The organism is Frondihabitans sp. 762G35 (assembly GCF_002074055.1).
Lineage (GTDB): Bacteria > Actinomycetota > Actinomycetes > Actinomycetales > Microbacteriaceae > Frondihabitans.
In genome coordinates this window covers 2924667-2948073 of the sequence record NZ_CP014619.1, presented here as the reverse complement: position 1 = coordinate 2948073, position 23407 = coordinate 2924667, and the positions used below count along the sequence as shown (strand labels likewise).

22 protein-coding genes are annotated in these 23407 nt (G+C 68.2%); 12 read left to right on the top strand and 10 right to left on the bottom strand.

The features are described from left to right. Window positions 1-45 precede the first annotated feature (45 nt). Window positions 46-498, bottom strand: a complete 453-nt coding sequence (locus AS850_RS13925; RefSeq protein ID WP_119869656.1) for a VOC family protein — start codon at window positions 496-498, stop codon at window positions 46-48. A gap of 99 nt (window positions 499-597) precedes the next feature. On the opposite strand from AS850_RS13925, the gene AS850_RS13920 reads away from it, so the two are divergent. Then, entirely contained in the window at window positions 598-1623 is a 1026-nt protein-coding gene (locus AS850_RS13920) for a helix-turn-helix transcriptional regulator (RefSeq protein WP_119869655.1), read from the top strand. 50 nt (window positions 1624-1673) lie between these two features. On the opposite strand, the gene AS850_RS13915 is transcribed toward AS850_RS13920, so the two are convergent. Beyond that, a complete protein-coding gene (locus AS850_RS13915; RefSeq protein ID WP_119869654.1) occupies window positions 1674-2159 on the bottom strand; it encodes a hypothetical protein in 486 nt (161 codons plus the stop codon). A gap of 174 nt (window positions 2160-2333) precedes the next feature. After that, window positions 2334-2525, bottom strand: coding sequence for a hypothetical protein (locus AS850_RS13910; RefSeq protein WP_123955522.1), 192 nt, complete (start codon window positions 2523-2525; stop codon window positions 2334-2336). 250 nt (window positions 2526-2775) lie between these two features. Here AS850_RS13910 and AS850_RS13905 point away from each other — a divergent pair, with 250 nt between their 5' ends. Together AS850_RS13905 and AS850_RS13900 are read left to right on the top strand one after the other, a co-directional pair. After that, on the top strand, window positions 2776-3363 hold the full coding sequence (locus AS850_RS13905) for a DUF1349 domain-containing protein (protein WP_119869652.1): 588 nt from the start codon (window positions 2776-2778) through the stop codon (window positions 3361-3363). 115 nt (window positions 3364-3478) lie between these two features. After that, on the top strand, window positions 3479-4501 hold the full coding sequence (locus tag AS850_RS13900; protein ID WP_119869651.1) for an LLM class flavin-dependent oxidoreductase: 1023 nt from the start codon (window positions 3479-3481) through the stop codon (window positions 4499-4501). 71 nt (window positions 4502-4572) lie between these two features. On the opposite strand, the gene AS850_RS13895 is transcribed toward AS850_RS13900, so the two are convergent. Then, a complete protein-coding gene (locus tag AS850_RS13895) occupies window positions 4573-4893 on the bottom strand; it encodes a hypothetical protein (RefSeq protein ID WP_119869650.1) in 321 nt (106 codons plus the stop codon). Between the two features lie 48 nt (window positions 4894-4941). Next, the gene (locus tag AS850_RS13890; protein WP_119869649.1) at window positions 4942-5529 is read right to left on the bottom strand and encodes a GNAT family N-acetyltransferase; all 588 of its coding nucleotides are present in this window, start codon (window positions 5527-5529) and stop codon (window positions 4942-4944) included. Window positions 5530-5712: 183 nt separating this feature from the next. Here AS850_RS13890 and AS850_RS13885 point away from each other — a divergent pair, with 183 nt between their 5' ends. From AS850_RS13885 to AS850_RS13870, 4 genes are all read left to right on the top strand, one after another. Further along, a complete protein-coding gene (locus tag AS850_RS13885; protein ID WP_216819765.1) occupies window positions 5713-6588 on the top strand; it encodes an Imm8 family immunity protein in 876 nt (291 codons plus the stop codon). A 207-nt stretch (window positions 6589-6795) separates the two neighbouring features. Beyond that, on the top strand, window positions 6796-7344 hold the full coding sequence (locus tag AS850_RS13880) for a hypothetical protein (RefSeq protein WP_123955521.1): 549 nt from the start codon (window positions 6796-6798) through the stop codon (window positions 7342-7344). Between the two features lie 166 nt (window positions 7345-7510). Beyond that, window positions 7511-8143, top strand: a complete 633-nt coding sequence (locus tag AS850_RS13875; protein ID WP_119869646.1) for a hypothetical protein — start codon at window positions 7511-7513, stop codon at window positions 8141-8143. Between the two features lie 122 nt (window positions 8144-8265). Next, window positions 8266-8715 (top strand): RNA polymerase sigma factor, encoded by a 450-nt coding sequence (locus AS850_RS13870; RefSeq protein WP_236940735.1) that lies wholly within the window; start codon window positions 8266-8268, stop codon window positions 8713-8715. 42 nt (window positions 8716-8757) lie between these two features. On the opposite strand, the gene AS850_RS13865 is transcribed toward AS850_RS13870, so the two are convergent. From AS850_RS13865 to AS850_RS13855, 3 genes are all read right to left on the bottom strand, one after another. After that, window positions 8758-9321: a hypothetical protein gene (locus AS850_RS13865; protein WP_119869644.1), complete on the bottom strand. Its 564-nt coding sequence runs from the start codon at window positions 9319-9321 to the stop codon at window positions 8758-8760. A 168-nt stretch (window positions 9322-9489) separates the two neighbouring features. Next, window positions 9490-10014, bottom strand: coding sequence for a hypothetical protein (locus AS850_RS13860; RefSeq protein WP_119869643.1), 525 nt, complete (start codon window positions 10012-10014; stop codon window positions 9490-9492). Between the two features lie 162 nt (window positions 10015-10176). Further along, on the bottom strand, window positions 10177-12795 hold the full coding sequence (locus tag AS850_RS13855) for a CBM35 domain-containing protein (protein ID WP_119869642.1): 2619 nt from the start codon (window positions 12793-12795) through the stop codon (window positions 10177-10179). A gap of 215 nt (window positions 12796-13010) precedes the next feature. On the opposite strand from AS850_RS13855, the gene AS850_RS13850 reads away from it, so the two are divergent. The 5 genes from AS850_RS13850 to AS850_RS13830 all read left to right on the top strand — a co-directional run bounded on the left by AS850_RS13850 (window position 13011) and on the right by AS850_RS13830 (window position 19381). Beyond that, complete coding sequence (locus AS850_RS13850) at window positions 13011-15137, top strand: glycoside hydrolase family 36 protein (RefSeq protein WP_119869641.1); 2127 nt, start codon at window positions 13011-13013, stop codon at window positions 15135-15137. Window positions 15138-15178: 41 nt separating this feature from the next. Continuing rightward, entirely contained in the window at window positions 15179-16495 is a 1317-nt protein-coding gene (locus AS850_RS13845) for an ABC transporter substrate-binding protein (RefSeq protein WP_119869640.1), read from the top strand. Between the two features lie 63 nt (window positions 16496-16558). Beyond that, window positions 16559-17494, top strand: a complete 936-nt coding sequence (locus AS850_RS13840) for a carbohydrate ABC transporter permease (protein WP_173795202.1) — start codon at window positions 16559-16561, stop codon at window positions 17492-17494. Continuing rightward, window positions 17491-18342: a carbohydrate ABC transporter permease gene (locus AS850_RS13835; RefSeq protein ID WP_236940734.1), complete on the top strand. Its 852-nt coding sequence runs from the start codon at window positions 17491-17493 to the stop codon at window positions 18340-18342. The genes AS850_RS13840 and AS850_RS13835 overlap by 4 nt, the downstream gene beginning before the upstream one ends. 28 nt (window positions 18343-18370) lie before the next feature. Continuing rightward, the gene (locus tag AS850_RS13830) at window positions 18371-19381 is read left to right on the top strand and encodes a LacI family DNA-binding transcriptional regulator (protein WP_236940733.1); all 1011 of its coding nucleotides are present in this window, start codon (window positions 18371-18373) and stop codon (window positions 19379-19381) included. A gap of 29 nt (window positions 19382-19410) precedes the next feature. Here AS850_RS13830 and AS850_RS13825 read toward each other — a convergent pair whose 3' ends face one another. Beyond that, entirely contained in the window at window positions 19411-21966 is a 2556-nt protein-coding gene (locus AS850_RS13825) for a polynucleotide kinase-phosphatase (RefSeq protein ID WP_119869638.1), read from the bottom strand. Next, window positions 21963-23396, bottom strand: coding sequence for a 3' terminal RNA ribose 2'-O-methyltransferase Hen1 (locus AS850_RS13820; protein ID WP_119869637.1), 1434 nt, complete (start codon window positions 23394-23396; stop codon window positions 21963-21965). The genes AS850_RS13825 and AS850_RS13820 overlap by 4 nt, the downstream gene beginning before the upstream one ends. Between the last annotated feature and the right edge of the window lie 11 nt (window positions 23397-23407).

Here is a 23407-nt window from a genome sequence, read left to right as displayed (position 1 = left end):
GCCGGCAGCACCCGTGCCGCGAACTGTGAAGCTGAGGAGAAGGCGTCAGGCAGTGACGCTGATGCTCCAGGTCACGCCGAACCGATCCGTCAGCATGCCGAAGCCTGTGCTCCACGCTGACGCTGCCAACGGCTCGACGATGACGGCGTCGACCGCGAGGGCGTCCCAGTAGCCCCGGAGTTCCTCCAGGGTGTCCGAGCCGAGCGAGACGAACAGGGCCTGGTCGGTGATGGTGACGCCGTTCTCTCGGCGGGTCGAGCCGCCGCCGGCGATCGCTCCCTCGGTCTCGCCGGGGATGTCGTAGCCCATGACGCGGAAGCCGTTCTCAGCGGCGACGAGGCCGAACACGACCTTGTCGGAGCCGGGTACGTCGGCCGGCATTCCGAAGTCGGCGTAGGTGTTGATGACGGTGTGGCCGCCGAACACGGACTGGTAGAACTCCAGCGCCTGGCGGGCGTCGCCTCGGAAGTTGAGGTGGGTGGTCGTCTGGATGGTCATCTCTGCTCCTTGATCGATCGGGCCGGAGCGGCTCGATGGGTCAAGCCTCCAGGGCATCTAGGTCAGGATCTGGCCTAGACCCCGCATAGAGTCGGAAACATGACGACGACTTCCCGACTGCTGAATCTGCTGTCCCTCCTGCAGGCCCGCCGGGACTGGAAGGGGTCGCTGCTCGCGGAACGGCTCGACATCAGCGACCGGACGGTGCGTCGGGACATCGACCGGCTCCGTGAGCTGGGCTACAGCATCCACACCACGATGGGCGTCGACGGTGGCTACCGACTGGACGCGGGCAGCGAACTGCCCCCGTTGCTGTTCGATGACGATCAGGCCCTCGCCCTGGCTGTTGCTCTGCAGGCCGCGCCCGGGATCGGAGTCGGTATCGAAGAAGCTGCCATCCGTGCTCTCGCGACGATCCGGCAGGTGATGCCCTCTCGGCTGCGCCACCGCCTCGATGCTTTGCACATCACGACCGTCGGGCGCCCCGGTGACGCACCCCTGAAGCCCATCTCCTTCGACGTGCTGGTCGCAGTCTCGAATGCCATCAGGGACCACGCGACTCTTCGCTTCGACTACCTCGCCCGGAACGCTGCGGACGCCGACGCCGATGCCGACGCCGGGAGCGGTGAGGGTCGGGAGCTTCGCGCGCCTCGCCGGGTCGAGCCGCATCATCTCGTGACATCCCATGGCCGCTGGTATCTCGTCGGATGGGACCTCGACCGGGACGACTGGCGAATTTACAACGTCGACCGCGTTCGCCCGCGAACGCCGAACGGGCCGCAGTTCACCCCGAGGACCGTTCCGGGAGGGAACGTCGACGAGTTCGTCTCCGGACGCTTCAAGGGATCGGAGGTGAACGAGTGGCCCTGCCGCGGAACGGTCATCCTCCACCTCCCCGCGAGCCGAGTCCTCCCCTTCGCCGGCGACGGAACAGTGACCGCCCTGGACGAACACCGATGCACACTCGAGGCGGGATCCTGGTCGTGGGGATCACTCGCAGCAGCATTCGGCCACTTCGACGTGACGATGGAAGTCCTCAGCCCACCGGAACTCGCAGAAGCGTTCGCCACTCTCTCCGAGCGATATGCCGCTACCAGTCACCCCTGGCAGGAGCAGCACGTGTGACGGACCAATGGCGTGCGCCTTCGAAGATGTGTCTCTCTGTGATCAGAGGGCTAGAGGAGGAGCGTCCCGGCCGGGTCGTACAGGGAGACGGTCGGCAGCGTTCGACTCTCGGGCCAGCACCAATCGGTGTCGTCTGCCGTGTAGCTTCGCCCTCGGTCATCCGTGATGGTCGCTGTGGCTGTGAACCACCAGGTGGGCCGTGGGAGGAGCTCCCGAGGACTCTTCCAGTCCTCTCGGGTCCAGCTCGGCAGGCGTGAGGTGAATCTCACCTCGATCGTGGCGTGGGTCAGCATCGCCGCAGGAAGGCCTGACCGGTACATGATCGAGTACGCGAGCTCGCGATAGCGCTCTTGGACGGTCGCCGTCAGTGGGCCCGCGTCACGTGTGTCGAGGAGGTCGATGAGGACGCGATCGTCGGGGAGCGTCTGGGCGCAGAGGACGCCGGGGAGCCATACGCCCCGGTAGTCGTTGTTGCGACTGCAGAACGATGAGGTGACACCACGAACGACGTCCACGAATTGGCGGCGCGTTGCCACAGCTGGCCCTCCCGTCGTGGTCTTGAGACGAGCTTGGCATCGGCTCGCGCTGCCCGGCAGCCCCCACGAGGGAACACCCGGCGAACCTGCCAACGGTCGACCGCCGAGGACATCTTGGGTGCGGAATGTGTCATGGCGCCGCCGACAGGGGCTTACGGTGAACGCGCGAACGACCTATTCGGCGAAGAGATCGATTTCGCGTTGGGTGACGGCGGCCGCTTCTTCCACGCTCGAGAACGTCGGTGCTGCCGAGATGATGTGGGCTCCCTTGAAGTAGCTGACGTCGGCCCAGCCGCCGACCCAGGCAACGAAGTGAAACTCGAGGAACGGGTCGCGGAGGATCGTGAAGCCGAGCGACTCGGGCACCGACACCATCGTCCGATCCGAAGTGAGCGTGTGTGGCCACGTGCCGAGTTCGTCTCGCCAGGTGAACTCCGTGACGGTGCCGACCGCCCTTCATGCATCCGAGTCCTGACGCAGTCGAATAGCCAGCTCATCAAGGTCGACGATGTGATCCACATCGCCATCATGTCGCACCGGCCGGACCCTCACCGTGCGTCTCGGCCCGCATTCGAAGCGGAGCCTCCAGGATCGGGCACGCCCTAGAGTCGAGGCCATGACCGACATCGAGTGGGCCTCCGGGACCTGGACGAACGAGCCCGTCAGCGTGGAGCTGGCCGACGACGGGATGCGTGTCACCGCCGTCGAGGGGAGCGATGCCTGGCGAATCACGTCCTACGGCTTCGTGCACGACACGGAGCACGGCCTGCTCGCGACGCTCGCGCCGGGCACCGCGATGGAGGTGTCGTTCCACCTCGATTTCTCGGCCCAGTTCGATCAGGCCGGGATCTTCGTCAAGGTCGACGAGAGCACCTGGATCATGGCCGGAGTGGAGCGCAGCGACGGCGAGGACAGCCTCGGCGCCGTCGTCACCCGCGGCGTCTCCGACTGGTCGCTGTCGCCCGTCCCGGGCTGGCACGGCAGGATCGTCACCATCCGTGCCAGCCGTTCCGGCGACGCCCTGACCATCCGAGCCCGGGTGGACGACGAACCGTGGCGTCTCGTGCGGGTGGCACCCCTGGATCCTGCTGCCGCCGTCACCGCGGGGCCGATGTGCTGCGCCCCCTCGCGGGCCGGCCTCACGGTCCACTTCACGGCCTGGCGGACCGGCGAGGCGGATGCGAGCCTGCATCCTGACCACTGACTCCTCGACGGTCGGGAGGGGCGGCAGGATCCGGCGGGCACGACGACGAGGATGCCTCGTCGCACACGGCGGGCCGCGCGTGCGGGTCTGCGGGCGTGCCTGCGAGACTTGGGGCATGCCCGTCTACGGTTCCCCGCTGCAGCGCCTCGGTTTCCTCACGATCGGGACGTTCGATCCCGCATCCCCGGCCGCCGGCCACGAGGACACCCTGCGGGTGATCGAGCGCGGCGAGCAGCTCGGCCTCGACAGCGCCTGGCTGCGCCACCGGCACCTGCAGCCCGGCATCTCGTCGCCCGTCGCGATCATGGCGGCCGCGTCGCAGCGGACGAGCCGGATCGAGCTCGGCACCGCCGTCACGCCGATCGGAGCGGAGAACCCGTTCCGCCTCGCCGAAGACCTCGGCACGGTCGACGTGCTCCTCGGAGGACGCCTCAATCCCGGCTTCTCGGCGGGAACGCCGATGAATTTCGACCTGTATCGAGACGCGATCTACCCGGACACGGCCGAGCAGGAAGATCTCGGCTACGACCGCCTCCTGCGCCTGCGCGACCTGGTGCGGGGCGACGTCGTCAGCGCGTCCCCGGGCCGACGCGGCATCGAGGAGTTCAGCGACATCGTGCAGCCCCACAGCCCCGGCCTCGCCGACCGGCTCTGGTGCGGCGTGGGGAGCCTGCGTTCGGCGGTGTGGGCGGGCGAGAACGGATTCCACCTGCTCGCCTCGAGCGTGACCCGGGCCGACGCCGGCACCGACTTCGCCGTCAACCAGCGGGCCCAGATCGACGCGTACCGCGACGCTTACCGGGACGGCGCGTCCGCCCGCGTCTCACAGGGCCTCGTCGTCGTGCCGACAGATACGGCGACGCCGGAGCAGCGGGCCCGCTACACCGCGTACGCCGAGTCGCGGGCCGGTCGCGTCGGAGTGCCCCAGGGGCCCGGCAAACTGCTGTTCGCGGCGGACCTCGTCGGCACCTCCGCCGAGATCGCCGACGCACTGCACGCCGACCCCGCCTACCAGGCCGTCGACGAGGTCGCGTTCGCGCTGCCCTTCTCGTTCGAGCCCGACGACTACGCGCAGATCCTCACCGACCTCGCCGAACATCTCGGTCCCGAGCTCGGCTGGGCACCGGCCGCCGCGTAGCGCCGCCGCGCCGGCTGGCCGCCGCTGGCGCTGACCTCCCAGTGCGGCACCGGTTCCGAGCGTGAGCAGCGTCAGACCCGTCGAAGCTGAGTCACCAGCGCCTCGACGAATGGTGCGGCGTCGTGAGCCCAGCCGGTGAAGAGGCGCACTCGGCCGTTCAGGCGGAGGCGCAGCTTCAGGACGCGCTTGCTGCCTCTCCGTACCTCGCCGACCGACACGATTTCCACCTGTTCGAGCTCATGGACTCGGCTGAGATATCCGTGGAAGAGGATGAAGTGCGAGTGGACGAGCAGGCCTGGGCGCAACTCCAGCCTGTCCACGCCGTTGAAGCCCCACCACGGTCCGGGTGACATCCGGACGCTCCGGCGCGGTTCTTCCCCCTCGATCTGCATGGTCAGACCATACTCATGATCGCCACCGCTCGACGCGGACCGGAGCGGTCACGGAGCGACGCGTTCGAGCGTCACCCACTCTTCGTCGCGGACGTAGCCGAGGGCGCTGTTCGAGGCGAGGATCGCCTCGTTGTCCGCGGACCCGCCCGTGCGGAATCGCCCGACGCCCTCCGAGAGGAGAGCGAGCAGGGAGGCTGCCTTGACGGCGGTGCCGAGGCCGCGTCCACGCCATTCTCGACGCACGACCGTGAAGTCCGTCTCGGCGTCGGTTCCGTCGATGTCCACGAACGTCATGGCGACCAGGTCTCCGTCGGGCGTCAGAGCGCCGAAGGCGCGTCGCGAGGGCGAAGGCGTGGCACGGGACGCGTCGAGTGGCTGGTGCTGCGTCGCGATGCTGCCGGGGTAATCCCCTGCGGTGGCCGCATCGAGGGCCAACACGGCCTCGACATCGCTGGTCCGAAGTTCGCGGATCCGACCGGTGTCGGCGATGCGGGCGATCAGCTCGCTCAATAGCTGCTGGTCCGCGCCATCGGCATCGAGCTGAGCGCCGAACGAGCGAGCGACCACGGCCCAGCCCTGCCGTTGCAGCTCCTGTCGCTCGGGTGCCTGGGCGGGCAGGATGATCGGTTCGCTCACGCCTTGATCCTGGCATGGCACGACGGAGCCGTGGATCCTGCCGCAGGATCGGGTCCAGATAGACGATCACACGCTCCGAAGTGCAGGGCGGATCGGCTGCTCGGTCCCGAACCCGTGCGCGGGACGGCCGCGGGAGGGACTCGTCGTTACGGATAGGTTGATGCCATGCGGGCGCGGGTGAGTGTGTGGACGATCGAAGGCGACGATCTCGACTCGATCGCGCCGGAGCAGCTCACCCACATCGCCCAGTGGATACGTGTTCTGGCGGGGCCCGATGACGGCCCCGGCGAGGAGAGCTTCGATCTGCTGGTCTGCACGCCCTCCTGGCTGGCCCAAGAACTTTCGCGTGGCCCGGCGATCGTAGGGCGGCACCATCTGATCATCGAGAGATGGGACGCCGCTCGCGTCAGAGCGGTCGTCACCGATCTCTTCACCGGCGAGGAGGCGGACGATTGGCAGGATCTGGGCCCCCGACTCGGCCGACTCGGCCACTGGGAGTTCGAGGATTACCGACAGTTCGAGGACCAAGGGAATGGTTCTTCGGGGGGTCCCGGTGGCCTTTTCAGACGACTCATAAGGGCTCTTGTTGACACGCGCGATGATCTGACCCCGTCGACCAGCGAATGGAGAAGCATGGATTCTCTCGGTGACGAACCCGGCGGAAGTCCCCTGCGCAAACTGGTGGCTCGCGCGACGGACACGCCCTACCGCTCCTTCGCCAGCCTTGCCGACGCGGAGCAGACGCCTTCGAGCTGGGTCGTGTTCGAGGGTGATGACGGTGGTCAGATCTATGCAGTCTTTCGAGTCCGCGACATCGAATGTTCCGAAGGTGACCTGAGCCAGCTCCTGGCCGATATCGATGCTCTGTTCTGGGCTGACGAGACGATGGCTCGCCTTGCTTTCGAGGCTCACGAGGAGGGCGGATCGATCCCAGGTGGCATGGGCGGAGGCGTAGCTCGCTCCGGTGGGTGGGTCCACCCCGTCCTCGTCGCAGCATCCTTGGAAGGCCCGATCCGGGACGTGGTGGCCGGAAGGTCGAAGCGGTTGCACGGGGGATAGCTGGCCGGCTGTCGGAAGTGTCTCGCGAGTGCGACTCGACGGTGGCGCAGGGGCGACTTCCCGCGCGCTCCTCAGCCTTCGAACGTGCTGCCCCTCGCGGTGCGGGGAGAGCCCGAGGCTTCTCGAATCGGCGTAGACGAGCGCCGGAGCATGAACGACATTCGCGCATGATTCCCACCGTGAGCCGGAGTCCAATACCGTATGGCCATGCCCGATGTCGGACGCATCGTCGTCGCCTCCTCCGCAGTGCTCGCCGTCGTCGTCGCCGCCGTCGGATTCGGGGTGGTTGTGACGAATCGACCTGACCTCCGTGTCGACGGTGGTGGCACCATCTGCATGCCGAGCGCCACGAGCGGTTCGGTCGCGTTCGGCCTGGGCGTCGAGAACCGCGGTGACGGTCCCGTGACGCTCGGATCCATCGAGGCGAACACGACGTCCGGACTCGCGTCGATCGACTACGCAGCGCTGCCTCCTCGGCGCCTCGACGACGAAACTCCCTTGTTGGGGACGGCGACGCTCGACGACGTCCCTGATTGGTCCTCTCGCAGGCCAGTCGCCGGGACCCTCATTCCGGCGCATTCCCGCCTCACGATCGCGGTCGTTCCCCGTCTCGCCTCCTCGAGAGAGGCAGGATACGTCCGCGGCTTCACCCTGCACCTGACCGGTGGCAGCGGGGTCGAGCACGCTTATCCGTCCGCACTGGTCATGGGTTTCTCTTCCGGGACCGGTGAGAGCGCGGCCGACTGCGACCGGTGATCGCGCGCCGGACACGGCCTTGCCGGCCTGCAGGGCACGCATCGAGCGGGCGGCCATCGTGGAGCGTTCCGCGAGCAACAGATCTCAGCGATACGAGATCCGAGGGCCTGCAACGTTTCGGGCCCGACCGGCCATGTTCTGAGTACGCGAGACCTCAGGAGAGAACATGAACGACGAACAACTCGACGAAGTGCTCGACCATGACGAGCACGTCTGGGACACCGGCGTCACGACGGCACTGGCGGCACTCGTCCGCGCGACGAAAGACAACGTCGACGCGGCCGAGACGAAGAGCCGACCCGCCCGCCGCCGCAAACTGATCGTCGGAGTCGCGCTCGCCGGTGGGCTCCTTGCCACGGCCGGAGCCGGGGTGACCGCCGCGGAACTCGGCATCCCCCCTTTCCAGACGACCGACCCAGGCACGGTGAGGATAGCCACGGCCGTCCCCATCACCTACACGGAGTCGACCGGTACGCAGGTCACCTGCAAGGCGTTCATGGAATTGAGGAATGTCGACAACGCGACGGAGTCGAGTCTCATGGACAGCATCCTGCGTCACGACTGGGTGAAAGTCGGGCAAGAGGCCTACAACGATGCGCACGGGACCGGGGGTGGACAGGCCGCGATCGCGACACGATTCGTTCGTGACATCGACGACGCCCTGTTCGCACAGGCGAAGAGCGTGGTGCCTCAGTTGACCCGAGCGTCGGCAGTTCTCAAGGACGGCGACCTCGCCTCGACGTCGAGCATCCTCTGGGCGGGATCCAGCATGTCCTGCAGCCCGCAGAACGACTTCTGATGAGCAGGTCGACCGTTCCCGAAGCATCCCGGACGTCGCCCTCCGCAGGAGCCCCGACCGGGTCACTCGAAGAGCTGCTGCAGGCGGAGGCTCCGCGTCTCCTGTCGTTCTTCGCTCGCCGGGTGACACCGACCGAGGACGCAGCGGACCTGCTCGGCGGCACGATGCTGGTGGCCTGGCGCCGCCGCGAGGCGATCCCCGTAGACGGCGTCGAAGCCCGCATGTGGCTCTACGGTGTCGCTCGGAAAGTCCTGTCCACGCATCATCGCGGCCTGTCCCGGCGGATCGCTCTGGCGGATCGCCTTCGTGAGGAGATGGCCTCGCAGCCGAACGTGACGGTCGCGGACGGTTCGCGCGACAACGCGGCCGTCGGCTCCCTGTCCGAATCGCTGTCGACGGCCATCGACGAATTGAAACCGGCCGAGCGCGACATCATTCACCTCGGGCACAGTGACGGGTTCTCTCTCGTCGAGGCGGCGGTGCTTCTGCGTCAGCGACCGGCCACGGTCCGAAGCCGCTACCACCGGGCACGCATGAAGCTGAAGGCGGCCCTGCATCCGATCCAGGACTGACGTCGAGGATCGTCTCGGAGCGCACGCCGAATGGGTACGGCGTCAGCCTCCCAGTGCAGCGCCCGCGGTCGCAACCGTGACGACGCAGGCGAAGGAGAAGAAGAGGATGGCGTGAATCGCCGAGGAGGCGAGCGTCCTGACGAACTCACGTGGAGGACTGGTCCTGCTGTTGTCAGACGCCGCGCCACGGTCGACGCCTTGCGCGAGGTCCGACGCGCCTGTGATGTCGCCGGTCGAGGAGACGATCAAGAGCCCGGAGGAGCGACCGATCAGGCTGACGAATTCCGAGACACCGCTCAGGCCGGGGAGGGACCACGTGAAGCATCGCGAGGTGCGAATGTCCATCCTTCGCGGGCCGAAAACCGTCTGCCCCGTGATGACGGACCCGATTTTTCGGGTCGTCCCCGCGTAGCTGAAGGGAAGAAGGATCGTCGGCGACAGGATGCCGAAGATCAGGGAGATGGCAAGGGCGAACTGGGAGAGAAACGGGCCGCCGCCATCGGCAGTGAGATCGTCGATCGACGCTCCCGTCAGCCGGCAGAGCAGGATCATGGCCGCGACGACCGCCACCAGCACCCGCGCCGACCACAGCCACCCGATGGACACAATCGGCCCCACGATCGAGCGGATGCGCCCTGATCGACGTGGCGAAATCCGAGCCCCGCGGATCCGGCGAGCAGGGCCGTCGTGAGCGTCGGCCCCGGGGCTACCGCCCAGCGCACGTGCGAGGGGCTCAAGTGCGAGGCGTCGCGCTCTCCCTGAACCGCCCTCGCGCTAGGACGTGTGCATCGAGCTACTGAACCGGATCTCGTAGATGGCCCCGCCGGCGGGCGCCTTCACCAAGTCCGCGGACCCCCTGCACTGCAACGCCGTCTCGGCGCGGGTGTTGATGGTGATGCGGTAGGCACCGGGCGCATTCGTCTGGCCCGCCCTGGACATGGCGGCGCTGATGTATTCCGTGTCTCCGGCGTAAGGAACGATCTCGTGGAGGAGAAAGCCGCCCTGGGCAGCACTCTCGAAGACCGCCTTGCGAGCAGCGGGCTCATCCTTCTCGACCCGGTAGTAGACCGTGTACCAGGGCTCGTTGTTGGCGCCGTAGCCCGCGTCCCCGTCGTCGCAGATCTTCTGCACGCCGAGTTCGTCGAGGGCCCGCGCGGTGGGAGCGAGGGCCTGCTTCGCGATGTTGATGTGGAACCCGCCGAAGAACCACGTCACCGCCACCCACGACAGCAGGAGCAGCGCCCCGAGCACACCGGCGACGATCGCGGTGGCGCGGAGGATGATCCTCGACAAGGCCATGGGTCACGGTATCCGGCAGCGCGGGCTCGCGGCATCCCTCTGGCGAACGACCCCGACGACACGCGCGGTCGACGGCGTCAGCCCGGGGGCGCCACGCGAAGCAGGAAGGCCGTCCGGGAGTCGCCGACGGATGAACGTCGCGGCTCCCGGGCGGCCCAGCGGTCATCCGGTGTACGTCGAAGTGGACGACGACAGCTGCAGCGGAGAGAGCGTCACCTGGTCGAGGTCGGGGGCGTACGAACTCGGGTTTCCGAGGACGAGCGCACCGTTCGCCGTGGTCAGCTGGAGCGGGACGGTCTTCCACCAGAAGCTGGCGTAGCTGTAGTTGTGACGGAAGATCCCCTGCGTAGTCGCCCCACCGTTCTCGGCGATGGTCATCGTGCGACTGACGACATCCGTGTTGTAGTGGTTGGCCGTGTTCTGCTCGGCGTTCGCGTAGTGGACGCCCAGGTCGTAGAGGCCGGCGGGTGTGCCCGTCGGTCGCGCGATCGTGAGGGTGTTCCCCGAACCGTTGCCGACGTAGGTGACGGCCTTCCCGCCCGAGGCGTTGGTGCCAGCGGCGAGGGTCGACACCCGCGACGCACCGGAGATCGTGCCGCTCTCGGCCTCGATCGTCTTGGTCGAGCTGTCGCCGCCGGTCGCCCGCACGGTGCGGAGGGTGTCGAGCTGCGCCGTCCCCGACGCGGCGGAGACCTGGACCTGCGAGATCCCCGCAGCGAGGTGCACGCGTGCGGTCGAGGTCCAACCACCCGCCGACGTCGACGCGAACCCGCTGAGCGGCCGGCCGTTGACCGTGACGGCCAGCGTCGCGGCCGCGTTCGGCGTCCGGTAATCCAGTGCCAGGTCGTAGTACCCGTCGTCACCCGCGGCGATGAAGAAGGTGTCGCTCGCGGAGCCGGTGACGGACACCAGTGCGCCGTTGCGTCCCTGGCCCGAGACGAACGGTGTCGTTCCCGCCACGCGTCCGAACCGCGCCGGGTAGGAGGCGCTCTCGGCGCCGACCACCTGGGTCAGGTCGAACTTGTCGATGGCGAGGTTGCTGCCGGGCAGGAGCGTCGACCCGTCTCGACTCGTGCGGATCGACAGGGCGTGGGTGCCCGCCGCGAGGTTCACGAGCACGTCCGTGCGGTTCCGGTACGTGTAGCTGAGGTCCGCGGTGTACTGGACGATCTGACTGAACCCGTTGTCGACGAAGAGGGCGTTCTGGCCGGGTGCCGCCTGGGTCCCGTCGTAGATCCCGAGCCGATAGGTGCCGGTGGCCGGGACGGTGACGTTCCAGGTGAGCGCGGAATCGACGTGGCTGAGGTCCCCCACGTCCTTCTTGTTGCTCGTGGCGAAGGTCATCGGGTCCGCGTCGGTGTCCTGCGCGTAGGCGGTGACGTCGGTGAGGGTGGTGTTCTCCGCTTCGACGCTCGTCGACCAGGTCGTGTCCACCGCCGGTGCCGTGGTGGCCGCCGGCGTGACAATGATTCGGTAGGCGCTCATCCGATCGGAGTTCGGGATCGTGATCGACGGCGTGCCGTTCGTCAGCGAAAGCCGCTGCGTCTGGAACGGTTTCGGCTGGAGGGCGCTGCCCTCGTATCCCGACCAGGTGTCACGGGCGACGGTGACGTCCACGGTCGTGCCGAACACGCTCTGGTCGAGTCCCGCCAGGCTGACGGAGACGGCGTTGCCGTTCCCCCCGAGGAGGACGGTTGCCTGTTTCTTGCCGGCGTCGACCGTCGCGATGCCCTGCACGGTCTGCGGCGTATTAGCCTGGGGTGGGGTGACGGCGACCGTGTTGCCGGAGAGATCGGCGTACCACTTCTCCATCCACCAGCCGCCGTTCGCGCTGTTGGGGCCGGCGGAGTTGTCGTTCAGGTTGCCGGCATACGACCAGTAGGCCGTGTCGGCGTAGACCTTGGTCTTCTCGAACATGGCCAACCACTGGATCATCTGACCGGGGACGGAGAGGTCGCTCCGGTCGCCCCACTCGTTGATGTTGATCGGGATGGGGCTCACGCCGACCGACGTCTCGAGGGCGCGGTAGTCGGCGTAGTTCCCGGCGTAGTTGGCGAGGGAGCCGCGGTTCAGCTCGTGCCACAGCGTGAAGTCCGGCAGGGAGCCGTGCGCCTTGCCGTAGGTCAGGAGATCGCTCTCGAAGCCGTGCTGATAGTTGGCGAAGGCGGGTCCGCCGACCAGGGCGCGCGAGTCGACACCCTTGATCGCGGCGTAGACCGTGGCCCAGTCCGAGACGAGTCGCTGAGAGTTGGCGGCGGAGTAGTTGCCGTACCACTCCTGCTCCGGCTCGTTGAAGGGGAGGAAGACGTACTGGGCGAAGTGATTCGGATCGGTCGCTTTCACGGCCTTCACCGCGTCGGTGACGGCCGTGACGTAGGTCGAGAAGTCGGTGGGCCGCGCACCGCCGTTGTAGGGGAAGTCCGGGTAGGTGTCCTGGGTGTAGATGAACAGGTATTTGCCACCGGTCGAGAAGAACTCGTTCGAGACCTTGAGGGCGTCGCCGTTGGGGTGCTGAGCGCCGCCCGGATCCTTCTGGCTGAGCGTGACCGGGTTGGCCCCCGCTGTCACGGCGGACGGGGTAACGCCGTCGTCGCTGAGTCCGTAGAGGGCACCGGCCGCGCCGCCGTGGTAGCTGCCGGTCGACGAGGCGAAGTTCACGGAGACGGCGTCGGTGGCCGCCTGCGCCGGGGGCGCCGCGACGACGCTCAGTCCGGCCACGAGGGCCACCCCGAGTATGCCGGCGCCGAACCGCCGCGCACGATGGTGATGGGCGAAGATCATGATCCACTCCTTTGAGGATTGACACGCGAAAGCGGCTGCCGACCCCCTGGGACCGGAACTGCCGCAAGCCCGACGATACCGATTTCAAAGCCGAATACAAGGCGATCGGCCGTGAAAAAAGTTTCAGAAGAAATCGCTTTCAATTTTCCAAGCGCTATGCTTTGATATCGCTATCACAGCGGTGTGACCCTCCCGCTGAATCGAGCGAGGAACGCATGTCTGAACTGCTGGCAACCACGACCACCACCACCTGGGGCCACCCGGGGCTCACGCTGACCTTCGACCTCCGGGCCGGAGCGGCCCCGACTCTCACGAGCGTGTGGTCGGAGAGCACAGGTCTCCACGAGATCGCCGCCGGCCTGCCTCTGATGGACGTTCTCGTCGTCGACGCCGGTCACGCGCTCGCCAACACCCGCCTCGTCCACACGGCGGTCGGCGAGGACCTCGTCTACGTCTCCCACGACACCCGCGACGACGAGTCAGGGGTCACGCTGGCGATCATCGCGGACGATCCGTCGCGGCACCTCCGGGTCACGATGACCCTCACGAGCCCCTGGGGCGCTCCCGCGTTCACGTCCCGCGTCCGGGTGGAGAACACGGGCTCCGAGAAGTCCGTCGTCCTCCAGCAGGTGGCGACCTGGGCGGCGTACGCCGGCCGCTCGCCCGAGCGCGGTTCCGAGGCGAGCGATTGGGTCTTGACTCGCGGCTACAGCGACTGGCTCGCCGAAGGGCGGTGGACGGGAGAAGCGCTCGACGCGCTGCGGATGCCGGACACGGCCTCGTGGCTCACGGGTCACAACGGGCGCGGTGCCGAGGTCTTCGCGTCGGAGGGGTCGTGGTCGACCGGGAAACACATCCCCGTCGCGATCCTCTCGTCGGCATCCCACGGTTTCGCGTGGGCCTGGGAGGTCCAGCACAACGGCGGCTGGAGGTTCGAGGTCGGTCGGGACATCGCCGACGTCTACTTCGCGGTCAGCGGTCCGACCGACAGCAATCACCACTGGAACGTGATCCTGGAAGCGGGCGAGTCCTTCACGTCGGTCCCGGCGACGATCGCCGTCGGGGCGGACACGACCATCGCCATCGCCGCTCTCACCTCGTTCCGCCGATCCGCGCGGCGTCGGAGCGCCGACAGCGAAGCGATGCCCATCGTCTTCAACGACTACATGAACACGCTCAACGGCGATCCGACCTCGGACAAGCTGGAGCCCCTGATCGACGCTGCCGCGGCGGTCGGTGCCGACGTGTTCTGCATCGATGCCGGTTGGTACGACGACACCAGCGACTGGTGGGATTCCGTCGGCGAATGGCAGCCCTCGACGACGCGATTCCGAGACGGACTCGGCGCGATCATCAGGCGGATCCGCGACCGCGGAATGGTGCCGGGACTGTGGCTCGAACCGGAGGTCGTCGGCGTCAGGAGCCGCATGGCCGACGATCTGCCGGAGGAGGCGTTCTTCAGTCGGCACGGCGTCCGTGTGATCGAGCAGGAGCGCTACCACCTGGATCTGCGTCATCCGGCCGCCGTCGCTCACCTCGACTCCGTCGTCGACCGGCTCGTCGACGAGTTCGGCATCGGTTACTTCAAACTCGACTACAACATCAACCCCGGGGTCGGCACCGACCGCGACGCGGTCAGCCCGGGCTCCGGGATGCTCGATCACAACCGGGCGCACCTGGCCTGGATCGACGGCCTCTACCGTCGGCACCCCGAGATCGTCCTGGAGAACTGCGCCTCGGGCGCCATGCGGATGGACTTCGCGATGCTCTCGCGGATGGATCTCCAGTCGACGTCGGACCAGCAGGATCCCCTGCTCTACCCGCCCATCGCGGCGGCGGCCCCGGTCGCGATGCTGCCGGAACAGGCAGCGAACTGGGCGTACCCGCAGCCGGAGATGTCGCCGGAGACCAGTGCCCTGACCCTGACGACGAGCCTCCTGGGGCGGTTCTACCTCTCCGGGCACCTCGACCACATGACGGACGCGCAACGAGGGATCGTCTCCGAGGCGATCACGATCGCCCGGACACTTCGTGCCCCCGTCTCCACGTCGACGCCCTTCTGGCCCCTCGGGCTCCCGAGCTGGGACGCGGAGTGGGTCGCCATGGGGCTCCTCGCCGACGGCGTCGCGCACGTCACCCTCTGGAACCGGACGGACGCCGCAACCGCGGCTCGCGTCTCCCTCCCTCAATTCGTCGGACACGAAATCGACGTCGTCACCCTTTTCCCGAAGCATCTTCCGGACTGGCCGACGACCTGGGACGCCGACACCGGCGTCCTCCACGTCGAGAAGGGAACGACGGAGCCCGGTGCCCGTCTGTTCCGCATCACCCGACTCCCCTGACCACCACCACCACGAAGCACCACCACACAAGGAGCAGTTCAATGAAGAAAGCTTTGAAAGGGGCCGTCGTCGCCGTCGGCGTCTCGGCGGCTCTCGTCCTCGCCGGTTGCAGCGCCCCCGGCGCGGGCGGGACGAGTTCGTCCGACAGCGGATGGGCGAAGCAGGATGCGAGCCTCAAGGGGACGACCATCACGATCTGGGCGGCCACGAACTCCAACAAGACGGCGGACAGCGTCATCAAGGGGTTCGAGAAGCTCACCGGAGCCACGGTCACCGTCCAGACGATCCCCGACCCCTACGAGCAGGGCGTCCAGACCAAGGTCGCCACGGGCAACAAGCCCGACCTGGCCTTCTGGCAGCCGACCGCGTCGGAGCTGACGTCCCTCAACGCCAAGACCAACCTCCTGCCCCTGACGGGCGCACCCTGGCTGTCGAAGTACACCGGCAATCTCGCCGACTTCACCGGCAAGCTCGACGGGACCCGCTACGCCGCTCTCGTCACCAGCCCCGCCGTCATCGGCGTCTTCTACAACAAGCAGACGCTCGCGAAGGGTGGCATCACGGACACTCCGAAGAACTGGTCGGAGCTGATCGCCGACGCCAAGACCCTGAAGGCCAAGGGGATCGACCCGTTCTACGAGATGGGCGGAGACAAGTGGGCCACGCAGTGGTGGGTGCAGGCTCAGCTCGCCGACGCGGCCAAGGACGGCCTGTGGACCAAGATCAACAAGAACGAGACCGCCTTCACCGACTCGACGGTCCAGACCGCCGTGGACAACTACAAGTCGTACATCGACGAGGGGCTGTTCAACTCGGACATCAAGACCGGCACCCTGCAGGACCAGGCCGCCGCGATCCTCTCCGGTAAAGCGGCGATGGCACTCCAGGTGAACTCCTTCTTCACGACCATGCAGGCGACGTCGACCACGAAGGAGCTCGACGAGAAGATCGGCTTCGTCCCGGTCAGCCCGTCCGGCAACGTCGGCACGTTCATCCCCGACCAGTCCAACGCGCTCGTCGCCTTCAAGACCGGCGACAGCAAGAAGGAGTCGGCCGCCAAGCAGTTCCTGTCCTACTGGATGGGCGACGGCTACGCCGACTTCGTCAAGGACCAGTCCACCGTCTCGCTCGAGAAAGGCGTCGAGACGCCCTCCACGGTGCCGGAGGCCCTGAAGCAGGTCGCCGCGTCGCTGAACACGTCGGTCGGCTCCATGCAGGCCCTCGCGATCGCGAACCCGGACCTCTACCTGTACCTCGACAACATGATCCAGGGAACCATGACGGCCAAGCAGGTGACCGAGTCCACGCAGACCCAGTTCGCCCAGCTGGCCAAGGCCCAGGGCGCGTCAGGGTTCTAACCTCTTCCGACGGGGCGGTCGCCGATGGCGACCGCCCCGTCCCCTCCGAACCGAAAGCACCCCATGACAGCAACTCTCGAACGGTCGGCGGACACCGAGACCCGCCCCCCTCTGAGCAAGGCCCGGCAGGCGGCCGCGCGACGGAACCACCCGCTCTGGTTCCTCCTGCCGGCCCTCGTGGTTCTCGTCGTGTTCTTCTTCATCCCGACGCTCTTCAACTTCGTGTACGCGCTGACGGACTGGTCGAGCTTCAAGTCGGCCATCAACTTCGTGGGTTTCGAGAATTTCGCCACCGTCTTCACCAGCGGCAGCCTCGTGAGCGACCTCCGCATCACGCTGGTCTACGGCATCCTGGTGGCGCTCTTCCAGAATCTCTTCGGGCTCGTCCTCGCTCTCGTCCTGGAGCGGGACACCCGAGTCAACCGGATCGTCCGAGTCGCGTTCTTCGTGCCCGTCGTCATGTCGGCGCTCGCCGTCGGCTACATCTTCCAGGCCCTGCTCAAGCCGGCCGGTGGGCTCAACGAGATCCTGGGTTTCATCACGGGTCACCCGGTCACGATCGCCTGGCTGGGGAACACCACCTGGACGCTCCTGCTCGTCACCCTCATCCACGCGTGGAAGTGGATGGGATTGGCCATGCTGATCTATCTGGCCGGTCTGAAGACGATCAGCACCGATGTCCTCGAGGCGGCCCGCATCGACGGCGCCTCCTGGTGGCAGACGTTCCGACAGATCCGCTTCCCGCTCCTGGCACCCGCCGTCACCTTCAACGTGGCCACGTCGCTCCTCGGATCGATGAACGGGTTCGACATCGTCCAGGCGACGACCGCGGGCGGACCCGGAGGGTCGACGGAGCTGCTCAACATCTTCATCTTCCGCACGTTCGGCCAGGGGCTCTTCGCTCAGGCGACGACAATGAGCCTCGCCCTCTTCATCATGGTCACCGTCCTGGCCTTCCCGGTCATCATCATCCTTCGACGCAGGGAGCGTGTCCTGTGACCGCACTCACCGCACACCGCACGAATCCGAAGCGCCGCCGCCGGCTCGCTCAGCCGATCCTGGCCATCGGCATGGCCGTGGTCCTCCTGGGGATCCCGTTCTGGCTCGTCGTGGCCACGGCGGGGAAGACCAGGGCGGAAGCCCTGAGCCCCAACCTCTCGGCCCCGTCGCACTGGCAGCTCTTCCAGAACTTCGCGACCGTGTTCGACCAGGGCCGGATGGTGCCCGCCTTCTTCGGCAGTCTCCTGATCATGGTGCCGTCCGTCGTCGGCGTGCTGGTTCTCGGTTCGATGGCCTCGTGGGTGCTGGCGCGGCGCAAGAGCCGTGGTACCGCGTTCATCTACGCGCTCGCCATCAGCGGTATCGTCCTCCCACCGGCGGTCGTGACCATCGTGCTCACGCTGCGGTACATCGGCCTCGACGGATCCGTCGTGGGCATGGTCGGGGTCTACATGGGGATGTACCTGTCCACCGTGATCTTCTTCGTCACCGGATTCGTCCGCACCATTCCCGTCGAGCTGGAAGAGGCGGCGCGCATGGACGGCGCGGGACCGGTCCGGGTGTTCGTCACGATCATCCTGCCCCTGCTCGGACCGACTCTGGCCACGGCGACGATCCTGATCTGCCTGTACATCTGGAACGACGTCTTCTACGCGCTCTTCGTGCTCGGCGGACGGCTCGACACACTGCCCCTCAACCTGTACCAGGTCGCCAGCGCGAGTCTGTACCTCAACAACTGGCACCTCATCTTCGCCTACGTGATCCTCATGAGCCTGCCGCTGCTGATCACGTTCATGGTGATGCAGCGGAAGATCATCTCGGGAATCACGAGCGGCGCGGTCAAGTAGGGCAGGATCAGGACGAGAGGGGAGCATCGTGTCGAATGCAACGTCGAGGCCGGTGATCAGCGACGTCGCGCGCGCTGCCGGCGTCTCGATCCCCACCGTGTCGCGCGTCCTCACAGGGGCGGCCAAGGTCAGCGAGGACAAGCGCGAGCGCGTGCTCCGCGCGATCGACGAACTCAAGTACCGCCCGTCCGCCACCGCTCGGGCCCTCGTGGCGGGCCAGCCGACGATGGTCGCGATCATCGCCGGGAACACCTCGCGATTCGGCTACGCCGAGACCATCCGCGGGGTCGAACAGGCCGCGCGGGAGGCGGGGTTCCTCGTCTCCATCACCGTGGTGGAGACGTCCGATCCTGAGACAGTCGACGGTGCCGTCGGCACCGTCCTGAGTCAGCCGATCGCGGGGATCGTCGTCCTGAAGTTCGACCCGTGCGGGGTCCAGGTCGTCCACCGTCTGCCCCCGGGGGTCCCGGCGGTGTCCATCTCGGGCATCCAGGAGGTCGGCCCTCCTCAAGCGGTGCTCGACGAGAGGGCCGCCGCCCGAGAGCTCGTCGACCATCTCCTGGATCTGGGCCACGAGACGGTCCACCACGTCCGCGTCCCGCCCTCGCGGGAGGAGGACGGTCGCACGTCGGGGTGGAGAGACGCACTCGTTGCCCGCGGTCGTCGCGTTCCCGGGATCCTCGACGCGACGTGGGACCCCGAGAGCGGGGAGCCCCTGGGCCGAGCGCTCGCGGACAGTCCCGACGTCACCGCGGTCTTCTGCGGAAACGACGAGATCGCCATGGGTGTCGTGAAGGGCCTCGTCGACGGCGGCAAGTCCGTGCCGGGCGACGTGAGCGTGGCGGGATTCGACGACCACCCGCTCGCGCGACTCTGGAACCCACCGCTGACGACGGTCCGGCAGGATTTCGCGGGCCTCGGAACGCGCGCCTTCGCCCTGCTCCTGACGCAGATCAACGGGGAGAGCGCTCCCGCGTTCTCGTCGACCGTTCCCCGGCTCGTCGTCCGGGACAGCGTCGACCGGCCTCGGCGCGGCTGATCCGGCGAGACGTCGAGCACCCTCCCGCCTCACAACCGAGGGTCGACCGGCTCCGACTCCATCGCGAGCACGCCGAAGACCGCCTGATGCACCCGCCACAGGGGCTCGCCGGCGACGAAGCGCTCGACCGCCTCGACCCCGAGCGCGTACTCGCGGAGCGCCATCGAACGCTTGTGCCCGACGTCGCGGTCGCGGAGGCGCTCCAGCTGGGACGGGTCGAGGTAGTCGGGGCCGTAGATGATCCGGAGGTACTCGGCCCCGCGCACCTTGATGCCGGGCTGCGCGAGCGACCGGGTGCCGCGCAGGAGACCGGCCGACGGCTTGACGACCATCCCCTCGCCTCCGGCGGCCGTCAACTCTTCCCACCACGCCGTCGCTGCGGCTTCCGAGTCGGCCGCGGCGAGGTCCACCTCGATCCGCCGAGTGCGCCGGATGAGAGTCTCGTCGGCATCGGCGAGGCGGTCGGCGATGGCGAGGTGCCACAGGTGCTCCTGGCCGAGGTGGCTGGCCCCCTCGGACGCGAGCAACTGGAACGGCGCGAGCTGCACCCCGTTCAACCCCGACACCGGGGCGCCGTAGCGACGGTAGGCATCGCGGTAGGCCTCCGCGTTCGCAGAGCGGCGCGTCGTGCGGTCAAGCAGGTCGGCGACGTCGACACCGCGGTCGGCGGCGGTCCGCAGGATCCCGGCCGCAGCGGGCAGCGCCGAAGTCGCCGCCGCTGCGACGCTCGCGTACTGCTCGCGGATCAACGGTCCGGCCTTGAGCGACCAGGGCAGCAGCTCGGCGTCGAAGAGGAGCCACGACGTGTCGAGCTCGTCCCAGAGCCCGGCGTCCGCGGCTGCGCGGTCGAGGCGCGCGAGGAACGTGTCGGTGGTGGCGTCGTCGAAGAACGGCCGGCCGGTGCGCGTGTGGATCGTGCCGCGCCAGCCCGTAGGAGCCCCGAACCGCTCCGCGTCGCGGGTGAGCAGCACCACGGCTCGCGAGCCCATGTGCTTCTCCTCGCAGATGAGCCGGTCGACGCCCTCCTTCCGGTAGGCGGCGAACGCCTCGGCCGGGTGCTCGAGGAGACCCGGACGGCTCGCCACGGACGGCGGGCTCATGGTCGGCGGGAGGTAGACGAGGCGGCGCGGGTCGGTGGCGTACCGGCTCATCACCTCGAGGGCTCCGGCGGCGTTGTCCTCCCGGATCCCGACCTTGCCGAACGCCCGCGTCTCGACGACCTGCTTGCCGAGGACGTCGTCGATGCGCAGGAGGCTCGGATCGCGCCGGGAGGTCGAGCCGGGCGCCGTGGACGCGGATCCTGCGCCCCCCAGGGGTGCGGCCGGCTCGTACCAGACGCGCTCGGCAGGGACGTCGACGACCTCCTTCTCCGGATAGCGCAGCGCGCTGAGCTTGCCGCCGAACACGCAGCCGGTGTCGAGGCACATGGTGCCGTTGACCCACTCCGTCTCGAGCGTCGGGACGTGGCCGTAGAGGACTGTCGCGGAGCCGCGGTAGTCCTCCGCCCACGGCAGTCGGACGGGCAGGCCGAACTCGTCGGTCTCGCCCGTCGTGTCCCCGAACAGGGAGAACGCGCGCACGCGACCCGAGGCCCGGCCGTGGTACTTCTCGATCAGGCCGGCGTGGGCGACGACGAGGCGGCCGCCGTCGAGGACGAGGTGGGAGACGAGGTCGCGGCAGAACGCCAGCACCTGCGCCCGGAACTCGTCGCTCTCTCCGGCGAGCTGCGCGAGGGTCTCCGCGAGTCCGTGGCTCGTCTGCACCTTCTTGCCCTCGAGTGCCCGGACGAGCTTCGCCTCGTGGTTGCCCGGTACGGCCAGCGCGTGGCCGGCCGCGACCATCCCCATCGCCAGGCGGAGGACGCCGGGGGCGTCGGGTCCGCGGTCGACGAGGTCGCCGAGGAAGACCGCACGGCGCCCCTCCGGGTGCGCAGCGTCGACGGGACGCCCCAGGTCGTCGCGGGCGATCACGTAGCCGAGCTTCACGAGCAGGGACTCGAGCTCCGAGCGGCAGCCGTGCACGTCGCCGATCGCGTCGAACGGACCGGTCTCCTCGCGGCGGTCGTTGAGAAGCGGCTCTCGGTAGAACTCCACCTCCTCCACGGCCTCGAGCCCGGAGAGAACGTGCACGCGGCGAAACCCCTCCTTGCCGAGGTGGCGGAGCGAGCGTCGGAGCTGGTCGTGCTGACGCTTGACGACGGACGCGCCGAAGGTGCGATCCGAGCGGCCGGCGTTGCGCTCGACGCAGACGCTCATCGGTACGTCGAGGACGACGGCGACCGGCAGGACGTCGTGCTCCCGCGCCAGGGCGACGAATGACCGGCGGGCGTCCGGCTGGACGTTGGTCGCGTCGATCACGGTCAGGAGCCCGGCGTCGAGGCGCTTCGCCGCGACGAAGCGGAGTGCCTCGAACGCCGCCGCGGTAGCCGCCTGATCGTTCTCGTCATTGGAGACGAGACCGCGGAAGAAGTCGCTGGAAAGGGTCTCGAAGCGGGAGAAGTGGCGGGCCGCGAAGGTCGACTTTCCCGACCCGGAGGCGCCGACGAGCACGACGAGGGACATGTCGGGGAGGGCGAGACGGGTCATCGCGCGGTGCCCTTCCGGAACAGGGCAAGCTGCGTCGGCGACCCGAGATCGCGGTCGACGTCGCCGACCGTGCGGTACTCGACCGAGTAGGCATGTCGAGCGGCGACGGCGTCCGCCCACGCGGCGAACTCGGCCCGCGTCCACTCGAATCGGTGATCGGCGTGCCGGAAGACGCCGGCCGGGAGCGTGTCAAACAGGCCGTTGAAGTCGGCGTTCGGTGTGGTCACGACGACGGCACCGGGCGCCGCGGCGTCGAAGATCGACGACTCGAGCGCCGGCAGACGCTCCTCGTCGACGTGCTCGATCACCTCCATGAGCACGATCGCGTCCAACCCGGCGAGCCGGTCGTCCTGATACGTCACGGACGACTGCACCAGCCGGATGCGCTCACGCTTGCGATCGCTCGCCTCGCGCAGATCGAGCGCTCTCTCCGCCCGTGTCAGAACGCTCGCTGAGACATCCGTGCCGACGATGGTCGAGAACGCAGGATCCGCGAGCAGCCTCGTCAGGAGGGCGCCCTCTCCGCAGCCGACGTCCGCCACCGATCGGGCGCCGACGTCGCGCAGCGCGGTCAGAACGGCCTCGGCGCGCTGCGGGGCGAGCGGCGCAGGCCGCGACTGGGCCTCCTCCTGCCCGCCTCGTTCCGCGTCGGCGGCGCCGGGCTCGTCGTCGAGGGCGCGGACATGCGACTCGGCGGAGAGGAGCTCCGTCGCCTCCGCGACCAGGGAGCGCTGGTGGGCGAGGTACCGGCGGGTGATGACGTCACGCTCCGGGTGGTCGGGCAACCAGCCCTCACCGGCGCGGAGGAGCTTCCCGACCTCGTCGTCGGACACCCAGTAGTGCTTGGCGTCGTCGAGCGCGGGCAGGAGGACGTAGAGGTGGCGGAGCGCGTTGCTCAGGCGGACATTCCCGCGGAGGACGAGATCGACGTAGGGGGAGTCGCCCCACTCGGGGAACTGCGGGTCGAGGGGGATCGGGGTCTCTTCCACCTGCCAGCCGAGCGGCTCGAAGAGGCGCGTGGCGAGGCCCTCGGTGTCGCGCCCGCGCGCGGGCACCGCCGCGACGGTGATCTCGAGCGGAAGCGGGGCGGCGGCGAGAACGGGGAAGGATTCGCTCCGCCCGGTCATCGCCGTGCGGAAGACCTGTCCAAGAGCGACCGCGACCATCGACGAGGAGGCGTAGGGCCGATCGTTGACGTACCGGGAGAGGGCGGCGGAGTCGCCCCCGCGGAGGCGCTTGTCGCGCACGAGCCCGACGGGGTCGATCTCCAGCAGGAGCGCAACGGTGCACCGGTCGTCGGAGACCTCGGGGTAGAAGACGTGCGCGGTCCCCACGCTCAGCGAGAACGCCTGCGCGCGGTCGGGGTGCTTGCGGAGGAGGTGGCTCAGGTCGGAGGCGGAGGGCGCTGTCGAGGTGAGGGTGACGAGCACTGAGCTCCTTC